The 14937-nt window shown below is 44.3% G+C and carries 12 protein-coding genes; all 12 read left to right on the plus strand.

Going from position 1 to position 14937, the window contains the following annotated elements; translation table 11 throughout:
- Nucleotides 1-197 precede the first annotated feature (197 nt).
- Nucleotides 198-1493, plus strand: a complete 1296-nt coding sequence (locus tag RH96_RS06885; protein WP_010199017.1) for an ATP phosphoribosyltransferase regulatory subunit — start codon at nt 198-200, stop codon at nt 1491-1493.
- Nucleotides 1494-1619: 126 nt separating this feature from the next.
- Nucleotides 1620-2909, plus strand: a complete 1290-nt coding sequence (locus tag RH96_RS06890) for an adenylosuccinate synthase (protein WP_010199020.1) — start codon at nt 1620-1622, stop codon at nt 2907-2909.
- A 410-nt stretch (nt 2910-3319) separates the two neighbouring features.
- Nucleotides 3320-3739, plus strand: a complete 420-nt coding sequence (locus tag RH96_RS06895) for a lysozyme inhibitor LprI family protein (RefSeq protein WP_010199023.1) — start codon at nt 3320-3322, stop codon at nt 3737-3739.
- 440 nt (nt 3740-4179) lie between these two features.
- Entirely contained in the window at nt 4180-4611 is a 432-nt protein-coding gene (ndk, locus tag RH96_RS06900; RefSeq protein WP_010199026.1) for a nucleoside-diphosphate kinase, read from the plus strand.
- Between the two features lie 300 nt (nt 4612-4911).
- The gene (rlmN, locus tag RH96_RS06905; RefSeq protein ID WP_010199027.1) at nt 4912-6141 is read left to right on the plus strand and encodes a 23S rRNA (adenine(2503)-C(2))-methyltransferase RlmN; all 1230 of its coding nucleotides are present in this window, start codon (nt 4912-4914) and stop codon (nt 6139-6141) included.
- A 243-nt stretch (nt 6142-6384) separates the two neighbouring features.
- The gene (gene pilW, locus RH96_RS06910) at nt 6385-7320 is read left to right on the plus strand and encodes a type IV pilus biogenesis/stability protein PilW (protein WP_010199028.1); all 936 of its coding nucleotides are present in this window, start codon (nt 6385-6387) and stop codon (nt 7318-7320) included.
- Complete coding sequence (locus tag RH96_RS06915) at nt 7317-8135, plus strand: RodZ domain-containing protein (protein WP_010199029.1); 819 nt, start codon at nt 7317-7319, stop codon at nt 8133-8135. Before pilW ends, RH96_RS06915 begins: the two co-directional genes overlap by 4 nt.
- Nucleotides 8136-8187: 52 nt before the next feature.
- Nucleotides 8188-9303 (plus strand): flavodoxin-dependent (E)-4-hydroxy-3-methylbut-2-enyl-diphosphate synthase, encoded by a 1116-nt coding sequence (ispG, locus tag RH96_RS06920; protein ID WP_010199030.1) that lies wholly within the window; start codon nt 8188-8190, stop codon nt 9301-9303.
- A 90-nt stretch (nt 9304-9393) separates the two neighbouring features.
- Complete coding sequence (gene hisS, locus RH96_RS06925; protein ID WP_010199031.1) at nt 9394-10695, plus strand: histidine--tRNA ligase; 1302 nt, start codon at nt 9394-9396, stop codon at nt 10693-10695.
- A gap of 65 nt (nt 10696-10760) precedes the next feature.
- The gene (locus tag RH96_RS06930) at nt 10761-11552 is read left to right on the plus strand and encodes a YfgM family protein (protein ID WP_010199032.1); all 792 of its coding nucleotides are present in this window, start codon (nt 10761-10763) and stop codon (nt 11550-11552) included.
- A gap of 191 nt (nt 11553-11743) precedes the next feature.
- Nucleotides 11744-12952 carry an outer membrane protein assembly factor BamB gene (bamB, locus tag RH96_RS06935; RefSeq protein WP_010199033.1) on the plus strand — a complete coding sequence of 403 codons (1209 nt, stop codon included), beginning with the start codon at nt 11744-11746 and terminating at the stop codon, nt 12950-12952.
- A 546-nt stretch (nt 12953-13498) separates the two neighbouring features.
- A complete protein-coding gene (gene der, locus RH96_RS06940) occupies nt 13499-14920 on the plus strand; it encodes a ribosome biogenesis GTPase Der (RefSeq protein ID WP_010199034.1) in 1422 nt (473 codons plus the stop codon).
- Nucleotides 14921-14937: the final 17 nt, after the last annotated feature.

Consider the following 14937-nt stretch of genomic DNA (forward strand, 5'->3'; position numbering starts at 1 on the left):
ATCGTCCTAACTTATACTTATTACTCACCCTTTTGCGGTTACCTAGTTTGTTCATAAATAATTGGGTCAATGATGTTGCGCGTTAAAAATAAAAATGCACAGTGTCAATGCAATTGTAAAGATAACCTTTAAGTACTGCATAAGTACCGCATCAGTACCGCGTTTTTGGTAAGCGATACGCCAAACAAGGATTTATTGTGTCTGTCAGTTCTGATTCTGCAAAACTTGCCCAGTTAAATACGACAAATGAAGCGGTGGCTCAGCCTGCCGAAAACACGGCTACCTCCACTAGCATGCCATATTTGAATAACTTTGCCAGCGACGTTGCCAATAGTTGGTTGTTGCCTGATGGGGTGGTGGATGTGCTGTTTGAAGATGCCCAAAAGCAAGAAGTGCTCAGGCACAAGCTTACGCAGCAGCTGATTACTCACGGCTATCAGTTGGTCAATCCACCAATGATTGAATTCACCGAGTCGCTGCTGAGTGATGCCTCAGAAGATCTAAAGCGCCAAACTTTCAAAATTATCGATCAGCTAACTGGTCGCTTGATGGGCGTGCGCGCTGATATTACCCCGCAGATTTTACGTATCGATGCGCATCACGGTGGCACGGGTATTGCTCGTTATTGCTATGCAGGTGATGTGATTCATACCTTGCCGTCAGGGCTTTTTGGCTCACGGACGCCATTGCAATTGGGTGCTGAGATTTTTGGTTGCGGCGAACTGGCTGCCGATATCGAACTGATAGATGTGTTGTTTAGCATGGTGAATAGCTTGGATATGAGCGCCACCTTGCACATCGATTTGGGTCACGTAGCGATATTTAAGCGTTTGGCCGAATTGGCTGAATTGCCAGCGCACGATACTCAGCAGTTGATGAACTTGTATGCCAATAAGAATTTGCCAGAACTAAAGCGGGTTTGCCAAACACTACCAATGGGTGATGACTTTTATGCATTGGCGCGCTTTGGTCATGATATGGCGCATTTATTGGCAAAACTGTCAGCGACAGCACAGCAGGATACCCAAATCGCAACTGCTGTAGACGAACTACAACGACTAAAGTCTTACTTAGAAGAACAATGGCAGTGCCCAGTAAGTATCGATGTGACAGAGCTATCAGGCTATCATTATCATACAGGTATTGTATTTAACGGTTATATCAATAGCGAAACCCAGCCGTTGGTACGGGGTGGACGTTTTGACGGTATGCAGAGCTATACCCAGCAGCCGCGTGAAGCCACCGGCTTTAGTATGGACGTCAGCCGTTTACTCGCGCATACGCAGCTTGATGCACCAAGCATTGTGCTGGTGGATTATACCGCATTGCACAATGCCGATAAGACCCAGAAGCAGACGTTGCTACAACAAGTGGAAAGTCTACGTCAGCAGGGCTATCGCGTTACCATGCCATTAGATACTCAAGACCATCCAGCAGATGTCACGCATCGCTTAAGTTTCGCAGACAATGAGTGGCAGTTACAGAGCGTGTAAATATAGCTTTGTTAAGCCATACTTAATGTTGCTATCGTGACTGTTATTTTTTGACATTATCAAAATCATTTTAGTTTTTTAAACCGTTATTGCACACACCTCAATACATAAAGGTAAGGATTGATCATGGGTAAGAATGTCGTAGTTTTGGGTAGCCAATGGGGCGATGAAGGTAAAGGTAAGATTGTTGATTTACTAACCGAAAAAGCCTCAGCAGTTGCTCGCTTTCAAGGCGGTCACAACGCAGGTCACACGTTAGTTGTCGATGGCAAAACCACCGTCTTGCATTTAATCCCATCAGGTATCCTGCGTGAAGGCGTCACCTGCTTCATCGGTAACGGCGTGGTGTTAGCACCTGACGCATTGCTAAAAGAGATGAAAGAGCTAGAAGACAATAACGTACCAGTACGTGAGCGTCTGCGCATTTCACCGAACTGCCCACTTATCATGCCTTACCATGTCGCACTTGACCAAGCACGCGAAGCCAAGCGTGGTACTGGTAAAATCGGTACGACGGGTCGCGGTATCGGTCCTGCGTACGAAGACAAAGTTGCGCGCCGTGCCATCAAGCTTGCTGATTTATTCCGTGATGATTTAGAAGAAAAATTACGCAACTTAATCGAATATCATAACTTCCAACTGACGCAGTATTACAAAGTCGAAGCGATTGATTTTGATGAGACATTGAAGCTTTGTAAAGAATGGAAAGAAGAGATTAAAGGCATGGTTACTGATGTGACTGAAGACCTTAATCAATTGCGCCTTGCTGGCAAGAACCTGATGTTTGAAGGTGCGCAGGGTACATTACTTGATATCGATCATGGTACTTATCCGTTTGTGACCAGCTCAAGCGTCACTGCTGGTGGCGTATCGACTGGTACTGGTATCGGTCCATTGTATTTAGACTATGTACTTGGTATTACCAAAGCTTACACCACGCGTGTTGGTAGTGGCCCGTTCCCAACTGAATTGTTTGACGATGTTGGCGCGCATTTAGCCAAAGTCGGTCATGAGTTCGGTGCGACAACTGGTCGTGCGCGTCGCTGTGGTTGGTTCGATGCCGAAGCCTTACGCCGTGCAGTGGTATTGAACTCCCTATCAGGTATTTGCTTGACTAAGCTTGACGTGTTGGATGGCTTAGAAGAGCTGCTTATCGGTGTGGGTTACGACTTGCCTGAGACTGAATGTAAAGGCGCGCACGATGCTGAATTCTATGAGTCAGTTACGCCAAAATACGAAACCTTACAAGGGTGGAGTGAGTCAACCGTTGGTATCACCAATTATGACGACTTGCCAGAAAATGCGAAAAAATACATCAAGCGTATCGAAGCATTGATCGATTGCCCTATCGATATCATCTCAACTGGTCCTGACCGCGAAGAGACCATCGTATTGCGTGATCCGTATGATGCTTAATTCGTAACAGATTTATTGAGCGCAAAAAACCTCCATGACTTCAAAGTCAATGGAGGTTTTTTTTATGATAGTTTATTAGGGCGTGTCCTCATTTTTAGCCCATTTATAGTCAGAGCACTTTTAAACCGCTACGGTGTTACCCGCCCTAGATTTACTCAGTGTACTATCTGCGGCCGGTTGCCTTGTAGCGATTCTAAAATTCCTTGACTATAGATACAATCGCTTGAATTGAGGACACGCCCTAAATATAGTTATAAACTATTATTTAGTTTCTAATTATATTTAACAAAGTTAAACTGTTCAAAAGAGACCTGAAATAATAGGAGCAAAGATATTATTATCTTTGTAAGGTGCCATTTAACATGGTAAAAGGGAATTTTAATAACAGCCAAATAAAAAAGGGAAGTGTTATGAACATTAATATCGTTAAAAATACTATGAGTAAAACATCCTTAGCACTATTAACATCCGCTGCCTTTATGTTTCCCATGATGTCATGGGGTGCTCAAAATTGTGACAAGCCAATCAATGATTTTGACGGTTTATATTGCTTAACCAAAGTATATTTGGAGGCAGATAAAGAGCTTAATAGTTCTTATGCGCAGTTGGCTAAACGCTTAAATACCTCGCAAAAAACCAAATTAAAGCGCGGCCAACTTGCTTGGATGCGTGAGCGTAATGATCAGTGCAGTTATAGCGATGATGAAAATAGTTTTTATGTCAATATGGACTGTGCGACTCGGGTGACGACTGAGCGAGTGAACTTCTTAAACGAGCGTGTGCGTGAATGTAGCGCGGGTAGTTGTCGAGACAGCCGCTTAGCCGAGTAGTTGTTTTTAGTATTGCTTGGAAGCAATCATCTTCATAGTTTCATATTAGCGAAAAAACCCTCAACATATAAGGCTAAGGGTTTTTTCGCTAATAATATTTATATAGCAGTTTTGCTCAGCCAGTCCCATGCTTATAAATGACAAGGCTGGTTAGCGATTAGATAAGTAAGGTAAGTACCTGCTATTGACAAATACTTGCTTTCTCTTAGGATAGACCGCCTTTATAAATTTACTTTTATGCAAGGTACGGTCATAAATTAACCCTATCATTTATAGTCTTAATCATTATAATAGGCAGCAATCCTATGTTGGCGCTCATATTATCGTATTGATAGACAATGAGTTATTTAAGTTTGCCCAAGTCAACATTGTGGCCAAAGATAAAACAAAGCATTGACCATTTTATTTTTATCCAATTTATCATTTATTAGGAGCTTTTCATGGCTAACGAACGTACTTTATCTATCATCAAACCTGACGCAGTTGCTGGCAACCACATCGGTGCTATCTATAGCCGCTTCGAGCAAGCTGGTCTAAAAATTGTTGCAGCAAAAATGATGCAACTTGATGACGAAAAAGCAGGCGGTTTTTACGCTGAGCACGCTGAGCGTCCATTTTACAACGATCTAAAATCTTTCATGATGTCAGGTCCAGTATTGGTATCAGTACTAGAAGGCGAAAACGCTATCGCTCAGCATCGTGAAATCATGGGCGCTACTAACCCAAAAGATGCTGCTGAAGGTACTATCCGTGCTGATTTCGCTAGCAGCATCGATGAAAACGCGGTTCATGGTTCAGATTCAGCTGAATCAGCCGCACGTGAAATCAGCTACTTCTTCAATGAAGAAGAAGTTTGTGCACGTACGCGCTAGTAGCAGCAATTATTAATATCCGTTTATAGTGTTGGTTATTAATAATTAGTTTTGCAAGACGGCTTATATCTTATGGGTATAAGCCGTTTTAGCTATTATAATAATCCTATTATTCATTGAAATCTTTAACGACTTGCCTCATTATTGGTTTTACGTAGCGTTATCAATCCCTTATCAGCATGTTTTTATCAAATGCGCTCATAACGGATTGCTCATGCACTCATATAATATGTATGTATGACAACATTCATATAAACAATTGCAGCGCTTATTTAAGCTTATGCAAAAAGGTTATCTATTATGTCCACTGTTCAATCACCGATCCAACATATCCCTACTAAGCTAACAGATAGTATCAAGCTAGTAGATGAAGCGCAGGCAAAAACCAACCTGCTAGGAATGACGCAAGCCCAACTTGCAGAGTATTTTAAGAGCATTGGCGAAAAGCCATTTCGCTCAACGCAGGTGGTTAGGTGGATATATCAGCAGGGCGTGACCGATTTTGAGCAAATGACCAATTTAAGCAAATCACTGCGCGATAAATTGTCAGCCAATGCTTGCGTCGTTCCGCCAAAAGTCATTCATCGTCAATACAGTGATGACGGCACGCGGAAATGGGTGTTCGAAGTGACTGGTGGCTCACTGGTTGAGACGGTACTGATTCCAGCAGATGACAGTAAGATAAATGGCCGTAAGACTTTATGCGTGTCTTCACAAGTTGGCTGCGCGCTGGATTGTAGTTTCTGTAGTACTGGTAAACAAGGCTTTGAGCGCGATTTAACGGCGGCTGAAATCATCGGACAATTATGGGTAGCTAATGCTTCTTATATGACTGACGAAAATGACAGCTTAGAAAACGTTGATCATAGCTTATGGGAAAATAACGTCACTAATGTGGTGATGATGGGCATGGGTGAGCCACTACTAAACTACAAGCCAGTGGTTGGTTCGATGGAGCTAATGCTTAGCGATCACGCTTATGGTTTGTCAAAACGTCGGGTGACATTATCAACCTCAGGTGTCGTGCCAAAAATGTATCAGTTGGCGCAAGATATCGATGTGGCGTTAGCGATTTCACTGCACGCACCTAATGATGAGCTACGCAACGAGCTAGTGCCTATTAATAAAAAGTATCCGCTAGAAGAGTTGATGGCAGCCGCTCGCAATTATGTTTATGACGTCAATCCGCGCCATAAAAAGCATGTGACGATTGAATATGTGATGCTAGATGGTGTCAATGATAGCAATGAGCATGCTCATCAATTGGTTGCTTTATTGGGTGATTTGCCAAGCAAAATTAATCTTATTCCGTTTAACCCGTTCCCGCATGCAAACTATGACAAATCAAGCAACAATCGCATTCACGCTTTTAGCAATATTTTAAGTGAAGCAGGATTTGTGTGTACGATTCGCCAAACCCGTGGTGATGATATCGATGCGGCCTGTGGTCAATTAGTCGGACAAGTTGCTGATCGTACTAGACGTTCGGCAGCGTGGCAGCAAAGCATCAAAGATCGTGAAAACGTGTAGGATGATGTCGTTTGTGATATTGATGGTTTAGGGCAGCGTTGATAAAAGTGATAAACAACCTATAAAGGTTGGACAATTAGCTGTCTTTTATCCATCACAACGGTAATAAAATTGTAGTCATAACCGCTAATAACCATGAAGGCAGCAATTAATAGTAACTAAATTGTACTTATGGGGGCTAAATCTATTAAACTGATGCTTCTTTGATCCCCTGTACTGAACCACAGTTTTATGATGGCGGCTATGATGACTTCTAAAGATTCTTGTCAGTTCAAATATCAAAAACCATTTCTTTCAGCGTTCAAGCCGTTGATATCAGCGATTGAGTCACTGGCTACGCCAAAGCGTATGCTGCTGGCAAGTGCATTGGCAGGCTTGCTAGTGAGCGGCTGTCAAAGTACAACAACCAACGATCTAACGGGTAGCACCCCTTATCAAACGTCCACGCGACCGACTAGCGATCGCAACTTGGATCAACAAGAGATTGCTCGTGTGCGCACCTCACTTGCCGCGCAATATATCCGCAAAAACGAGCTTGATACCGCGCAGCGTCAGCTAGAAAAAGCCTTTGCTGCGGATAGCCGTTACGCGCCAGCCTATGATATGATGGGCGTTTTGTTGCAGCAAGAAGGCAGCCGCATCAATCTTGAAAAAGCCGACCAGTATTTTAAAAAAGCCATCGCGCTTGATAAAGATTTTGAGCAGGCGCACAATAATTACGGCGTTTATTTGTCGCAGATGAAGCGTTACAAAGAAGCAGCGGCGCAGTTTGAAATCGCCGGTGCAGCATTAGGCTATGAAGGCCGTATTGGGGCGTTAGAAAACTTGGGTCGCACTTACCTGCAACTCGACGATCATCCGGCAGCTGCCAAAGCATTCTTGCGGGCGTTAGATGGCAATCGCAACAGTATTATTGCCCATATTGAATTGGTAGATTTATTGCTTGAGCAGCAGCGTGTGCAACAAGCACAGCGGCTCTATGATGAGACTTTGATACTGGTACAAGGGCAGGGCATTAGCCCGCGCTTACTATTGCAAGGCATCAAAATTGCCGCTGCACAAAATAACAAAACAACGCGCCAGCAATTGGCACAGCAGCTTTTATCCGCTTATCCGTTAAGCGATGAGGCAAAACAACTTAAGACTTGGCTTAATAATCCAGAGGCACCATGGAAATGACCACCCCATCATCAAACACTCAATCTAACCAGCAGGGATCATTTGGTGCTGTATTGCAACAAGCCCGAAAAAATAAGCAAGTCAGCTTAGAAGAGGTGGCAGCTGAGCTATTTATTTTAAAACGACATTTACAAGCGCTAGAGAGTGAGAATTTCTCTGAGCTACCGCAAGCCGCTTTTGCTCGTGGTTTTGCGATTAATTATGCCAAGTTTTTGGGTTTGGATCCGGTAAAAATTGCAAGCAGCTTTGATGCCGCTTATCCCAAAGAGCTCAAAGCTCAATTAGCAAACAATACCGATACGCCTTTGCGTCCAATGGGTACATTGCAGCGTGATACGCATAACCGTATTCGCTTTAACCCTTTGTTAATCATAGGTGTTATCGGGCTAATCATCTTAGCGATATTTCTATTTCGTATGGTGAGCAATGCGAGCAAAGAAAATAACCAAGAACCAACCGTCGCTGTCGAGGACATATCAGCCGTCGAGCAAGCACAAGGTGCAGCGATTAATACGAATGCCAATGGGGTCGGCGCGTCTGGCTCTGCGCTCAATTTAGGCGGTGATGCCAATACCGATGTGGCAGTTTTAGACGTCAAACTGACAGATAACGCCATCATCAGCATTACTGACGCTTCTGGCAGCAACTTGATGAATGGTGCGCAGACCACTGGTGACCATAAATTATCAGGCATGCCACCATTTAATGTACAGATTGATAATGTCGATAATGTTAGCTTAATGCTGAATCAAGAAGCCGTCGCTCTAGATACTTATGCTACGGATAAGCAGGCCAGTTTTGAGTTGGCTCCTTAGTCTTTCTGTTTTTTCGCCTATTGTTTTTTAGTTCTGATTAAAGGATTTATGTATGTCAATGCCATCGCCTATTAACCGTCGTTTGACCAAAAAAATCTATGTCGGTGATGTCGCGATTGGTGGCGATGCACCGATAAGTGTGCAAAGCATGACCAACACGGACACCTGTGATGTGGCCGCAACCGTGGCTCAAATCGAACGCTGCGTCGAAGCTGGTGCCGATCTGATGCGCGTATCAACGCCAACGATGGACACGGTCAAAGCCTTTGGTGAGATTCGAAAGCTGGTTAGCGTACCATTGATTGCCGACGTACATTTTGACCATAAGATTGCGCTAGCGGTTGCCGAAGCGGGTGCAGATTGTCTACGTATCAATCCAGGTAATATCGGTAGCGATGCCAAAGTACGTGAAGTCGTCGCTTGTGCCAAATATCATAACATTCCTATTCGTATCGGCGTCAATGCTGGCTCATTAGAAAAAGACATTCAGCGTAAGTATACAGAGCCGAATGGCGCGGCGATGCTGGAATCGGCGATGCGTCATATCGATATTTTAGAGCGCCTGAACTTTGATCAATACAAAGTCTCGGTCAAAGCCAGTAATGTGTTTTTGACTATGGATGCCTACCGTCTTATCTCTGCCCAAATCGACAATCCGCTGCATTTAGGTGTCACCGAAGCTGGCGTTTATCGTACCGGTTCGGTCAAGTCCGCCATTGCTCTCGGTGGCTTATTATTGGACGGCATTGGCGATACCATTCGTATCTCGTTGGCAGCAGAGCCAGAAGAAGAAATTAAAATTGGCTTTGATATTTTAAAATCGCTCAATATTCGTTCTAATGGCGTGAACTTTATTGCTTGTCCGAGCTGCTCTCGTCAAGAGTTTGATGTGATTAGAGTGATGACCGCATTAGAGTCACGCTTAGAAGATGTGCGCGAACCGATGAATTTGTCAGTGATTGGCTGTAAAGTGAACGGCCCAGGTGAGGCGAAGGAATCTGATATAGGTATTGTTGGCGCTGCACGTAAGTCATTGGTCTATCGTATGGGCGAAAAAAGCCATCTTATCGACACCAATAACTTGGTTGATGAAATAGAAAGTATGGTTCGCGCGCATGCAGAAGAGCTGGCCAAGAAACGTGAGAATGAAATTATTCGGGTAAAATAAGCTGCCGTATTTCAGATTCCGATAGCGCTCGTTGAAGCGTCACAACAATAATAGAATACTTGTTAAAATTTTTAAGGATATGACCGTACCATGATTAAAGCTATTAAAGGGTTTAATGATATTTTGCCTGACCAATCCGCAAAATGGCTGCATCTAGAGGCGATATTGGCTGATGTGCTGGGTAGATACGGTTATGAACATATTCGTCTACCAATTGTAGAACAAACTGATTTGTTTGCCCGTGCTATTGGCGGAGCAACCGACATTGTCGAAAAAGAGATGTATAGCTTTACCGATAAGTCTGAGCCACCAACGCCCTTAGCATTGCGTCCTGAAGGCACAGCTGGCGCGGTACGGGCAGTGATTGAACACAATCTACTGCGCGGCGATACACCAAAATTATGGTATATCGGACCGATGTTCCGCTATGAGCGTCCACAAAAAGGTCGCTATCGCCAGTTTCATCAATTGGGTGTCGAGAGCTTTGGTAGTGCGCTACCGGATGCCGATGCTGAACTGATTGCCATGACGCATCTGATGTGGCAAGAGCTGGGTCTAAAAGATGAGATGCATTTGCAGTTGAATAGCTTGGGCGAGCTGGATGAGCGTCATGCTTATCGCGAGGCGCTAGTTGCTTATTTAACCGACAAACAAGATCAGCTAGACGATGATAGCAAACGCCGCTTGACGACCAATCCATTGCGCATTTTAGACAGTAAAGAGGCGAGCACCCAAGCGGTATTGGCAGACGCGCCAAAGCTTGCTGACTTTTTAGGGGCAGACAGCGTCGCGCATTTTGAACAAGTGCAAGCGTATTTGACCGACCTTGGCATCAGTTTTGAAATTAACCCGCATTTAGTACGTGGTCTTGATTACTATAACAAAACTGTCTTTGAGTGGGTAACCGACAAGCTGGGTAGTCAAGCGACGGTTTGTGCTGGCGGGCGTTACGATGGTTTGATTGGACAGCTAAAGTCTATCGGCGGACGTGATGATAAAGACGACAAAAAACCAGTAAAGTCTGAGCCTGCGGTTGGTTTTGCTATGGGACTTGAGCGTTTATTATTGCTCATGGAAGCTGTCGCTCCGATTGCTGATGTGCCAGCTTGTGATGTCTTTGTCGTGGCTCACCCAGATGTTTATAGCGCGGGTATTGGCTATGCGCAAAACTTACGCTATAGCCGCGCAGACTTACGAGTAAAAATGGCCAGTGCGACGAGTCTGAAAGCGCAAATGAAAAAAGCGGATAAATCTGGTGCAGCGCTGACCGTTATTATTGCGCAGCAAGAGCTGGACGATCATACCATTAGCATCAAAGACATGCAGACAGGCGAGCAAAAGACCGTCATGCAAGACTGGTTGTTAAGTAAAGATAATTTTTCTCGAAAATAATCAGTTTTGGCTTTTTTGGTTTTCAATATCAGTAATTTAATAACAATTATATCAGGTAACTACCTATGGCTCTGACACCCAATTCGCCGAATGCAGACAACTCAATGCAAGCCCTAAAACAGTACGGCAGTTATATTGTCACTGCGATTCTGTTGGCACTGGCTGCTTATTTTGGCTGGACGTATTGGCAGGACAATCATGCCCGTGTGGATACGGTTGCTGCTGATCATTATGCGGACATCCAGCGGTTGAATGAAGAAGTCAGTCTGGCATCACAGAACCCAGATTTAGAAGCAGAGGCGAAAACGGCACTGGCAGAGAGCCGTACGCAGTTAGATAAAGATATTGATACTTTGGTGAGCACGCATGGTGAGTCAGTTTATGCGTGGCAAGCACTGATGATTAAAGCGCGCCAGCAAGTTGATAGTGATGACTTTACAGGGGCAAGCGAGACGCTAAAAAAAGCACTGGCAATCGATTTGGGTGATGCAGGTTTAACAGCAATTACTCGTCTGCGTTATGCCAAAACGCTCTTGGCTGCTGGTGATGCAGATGCAGCCTTAGCCGAAGCCAACAACGATATGCCAAGCTCATTTGAAGCCAGTCAGCAAGAGCTATTGGGCGATGTGTATTTGGCACAAGACAATAAAGACTCAGCGATTAAGTCTTATAACAATGCTTGGGAATTATTACGCAGTCGTCAAGAAACACGTGCGGTATTGGCTTTAAAAATGGAAAGTCTTGGTATCGTGCCTGAGCCTATCGAGTCGCAAGCTAGCCTAATTCAAGAGTCTGCCACTGCTGAGCAGCCATTAGTGATTGAAAATACGACAGCTGCTACTGAGCAACCCTCTTAGTTTTAATGATTTATCTGATAACTCAATTATCGAATGACTAAAACCGTTCTACAAACTAAGTAGCGCAGCAAGTCAGCAGGGTAGTATTCAAAGTTAAGGTCAATATACCGAACTTTTTTATTACGGATCAATTGCTTATTTACTGATGACTAATTTATTAATTGTTAATTTATTTGTAGTGAGAACTTATAATGACTCAATCTATTTGCTCTAGCAACACGTTAAAGGCTAAAACCATCAAGATGACGATCATGCATGTGGCTGTCATCGCAGCGATGGCAACAGCTGTCGCTGGCTGTAATCGCGGTATCAAACCTGTCGTCAACGATCCTGTTAAACTGGTGCAAATTGCGCAGCCTATTAGCGTGCTACAGCCCGTGTTTAGCACTGATGTCGGTAACAAAAAAGCCAGCAAAAAAGATCCACTTGATTTGCAAGTGGGTTACGCCAACTCGCAAATTGTTACTGCTTCGCGCGGTGGTGATTTGACTGGTTTTAATAATGCCGGTCAAGAGCTGTGGTCAGTGAATGTAGGTGATCAAATCACAGGTGGTGTTGCAATAGATGCCTTGAGTCAAACTGCGATTGTCAGTACGCGTGGCGGTCAAATTATGGCCTTTGATAGCACTACTGGCGCAAAACGCTGGCAGCAGCAGTTATCAGGATCGGTATTGTCACCAGCACTTATTACTAATAATCGGGTGATTTTGTCAGCTAATGATGGTTTCTTGCACGGCTTATCACTACAGACTGGCCAGTCAGTATGGCAATTTGCTACCCAAGTACCCGCTATCAGCGTACGTGGTAGTGCGGCACCAACTTTGTTAGATGATAAAACAGCATTATTGGCTACGGCTGATGGGCGTTTACATGCTGTGACTACCGATAGCGGTTTACCGCAGTGGTCAAGACGTGTTGGTGTTGGTGCGGGCAGTAGCGAAGTTGAGCGTATGAGCGATGTCGATGGCAAGCCTGTCGTCAGTAACAATCAGCTGTTTGCCATTAGCTATAGTGGGCAATTATTAGGCATTGATTTAGCGTCACGTCAAGTCATGTTCATTAATGATCTTGCTAGCCTAAAAGCGCTTACAGTAAACAACCAGCAAGTCATTGCCACCAGCTTAGACGGAAAAGTGGTTGCTTATGATCGCAACAGTGGTGAGATGTTGTGGGAAAGTGAAGAGTTGGCTTATCGCCACTTAACCAACCCTGTTATGATTGGAAACTATATTGCAGTGGGTGATTATGATGGGGTCGTGCATTTATTTGACCCTGCCAGCGGAAAAATCGTCAGCCGTGTAGAGACCAAAGGCGCGCTCACCAACTTGCAAGCAGAAGGTAGCCGTTTGCTGACCCAAAGTACCTCTGGTCAAGTGGCTATTTGGCAATTGGCTCGCTAAGATTTTATGGGCAGGCGCTTTATTAATAAGGTTTTTTAAGCCTGTGATTAAGCGTACTGCTCAATGTCGATGCTATGATGAGGCTATGCCGACGTTACGAGGAATAAACGCTGCTTCGTCGGCGTTTCGTGCCTTTTGCAAATGGCTTGTTTAACGCTGAGGTTTCGCGTACTCTATGCGACCGATGCGCTGCCAACATTATCTCTATATAATAGTGGTATGTAGTGTCTGTATAGAATACCTATAAACAGTATTCATAAATAATACTACTAGCTAGGTATGCCCACTATTCACTGTAAAATAGCCAATAATTCATTTTTATTGCTATAGTCAGTTCAATATAATTTAGAGACAAGAAAGGCGAGTGAAAGTACTACAAATAGTAGACTAAGCGAGCCTGACATCGTATTTTATTTATAGAGTATTGACTATATCGTTTTATATTTATCATTCATTTTAGTTTACGGTCAAGCGCAGTATATTTACTCATATCATTAAACGAGTAGCTGTCTTATCCGTCATTGTACCCTTCACTGAGAGTAACCCATGAGTATCAAGCCTGTGGTCGCCTTAATTGGTCGTCCAAACGTCGGTAAATCTACCTTATTTAATCAGTTCACTAAAAGTCGGCAGGCACTGGTTGCTGATTTGTCAGGGCTGACTCGTGACCGTCAATACGGCGATGCGGTATATGAAGGCAAAGCCTTTATTGTCGTCGATACGGGCGGTATTGGTGAAGCTGATGATGGTAGCGGCAACATCGATGATTATATGTCTGAGCAGTCGCATACTGCTATTCACGAAGCGGATATCATCGTATTTGTGGTTGATGCTCGTGCTGGTATGATTGGCGCTGATGCCGAAATCGGTAAGTTCTTGCATACCCTTGGTAAACCCGTTTATGTGGTTGCCAATAAAGTCGATGGTGTACATGACTCCGCGCCTGCAGAGTTTTATGCTTTAGGCTTGGGCGAGCCGTATCCAATGGCTGCCAGTCATGGTCGCGGTGTCGGTAATTTACTAGAAATACTGACCGCCGATATGCCTGAACAAGATGCGATGGTAGAACCAAGAGGCTTAAAGCTTGCCATTATCGGTCGTCCAAACGTTGGTAAATCTACCTTGGTAAACCGCTTATTGGGTGAAGATCGCGTCGTGGTGTTTGACATGCCTGGCACCACACGTGACAGCATTTATATCCCTTATAAGCGCGATGGCAAAGACTACGTATTGATTGATACCGCTGGTGTTCGTCGCCGCGGAAAAATCGATGAAAAAGTAGAGAAATTCTCGGTTATCAAAACCTTGCAAGCGATTGAAGACTCTAACGTCACGGTTATTGTCATCGATGCCCACGAAGGTATCGTTGATCAAGATTTGCATATGATAGGCTATGCACTCGATGCAGGTCGTGCCTTAGTGGTAGCGATCAATAAATGGGATGGTCTGACACAAGATCAAAGAGACTATATCAAAATTGAGATGGATCGCCGTTTTAACTTCATTCCGTATGTAAAAGTGCATCTAATCTCAGCATTACATGGTACTGGTGTGGGTAATTTATATCCATCTATCCTACGCGCTTATCAATCTTCTATGTTTGAAGTGTCAACCAACCGTTTGACCCAAATTTTACAAGATGCAGTGACCGCTAATCCGCCACCGACGGTTGCTGGTCGTCGTATCAAGCTACGTTATGCCCATATTGGTGGTCACAATCCACCCGTGATAGTTATCCATGGTAACCAAACTGGCTCGCTGCCTAAAAGCTATCAGCGCTACCTAGAAAACCAATTCCGTCAGGTGTTCAAGCTCGAAGGCACACCGCTTAACGTAGTCTTTAAGCTGAACGAAAACCCATACGCCAACAAAAGCGATACGCCGACCAAAGCGAAGGCGCAGCAGTTGCGTCAGCGTGAACGCAATCGAGCGCAAAAGTTCACCACCAAAGATAAAAAACCTCGTTAACGCGGTAGACTTATTAC

Source organism: Psychrobacter sp. PAMC 21119 (genome assembly GCF_000247495.1).
Classification (GTDB): Bacteria; Pseudomonadota; Gammaproteobacteria; order Pseudomonadales; family Moraxellaceae; genus Psychrobacter; species Psychrobacter glaciei.

Coding starts and splice junctions, on each gene's coding strand:
- RH96_RS06890 (WP_010199020.1), top strand. CDS start 1,620: ATGGGTAAGAATGTCGTAGTTTTGGGTAGCCAATGGGGCGATGAAGGT.
- RH96_RS06895 (WP_010199023.1), top strand. CDS start 3,320: ATGAACATTAATATCGTTAAAAATACTATGAGTAAAACATCCTTAGCA.
- ndk (WP_010199026.1), top strand. CDS start 4,180: ATGGCTAACGAACGTACTTTATCTATCATCAAACCTGACGCAGTTGCT.
- rlmN (WP_010199027.1), top strand. CDS start 4,912: ATGTCCACTGTTCAATCACCGATCCAACATATCCCTACTAAGCTAACA.
- pilW (WP_010199028.1), top strand. CDS start 6,385: ATGATGACTTCTAAAGATTCTTGTCAGTTCAAATATCAAAAACCATTT.
- RH96_RS06915 (WP_010199029.1), top strand. CDS start 7,317: ATGACCACCCCATCATCAAACACTCAATCTAACCAGCAGGGATCATTT.
- ispG (WP_010199030.1), top strand. CDS start 8,188: ATGTCAATGCCATCGCCTATTAACCGTCGTTTGACCAAAAAAATCTAT.
- hisS (WP_010199031.1), top strand. CDS start 9,394: ATGATTAAAGCTATTAAAGGGTTTAATGATATTTTGCCTGACCAATCC.
- RH96_RS06930 (WP_010199032.1), top strand. CDS start 10,761: ATGGCTCTGACACCCAATTCGCCGAATGCAGACAACTCAATGCAAGCC.
- bamB (WP_010199033.1), top strand. CDS start 11,744: ATGACTCAATCTATTTGCTCTAGCAACACGTTAAAGGCTAAAACCATC.
- der (WP_010199034.1), top strand. CDS start 13,499: ATGAGTATCAAGCCTGTGGTCGCCTTAATTGGTCGTCCAAACGTCGGT.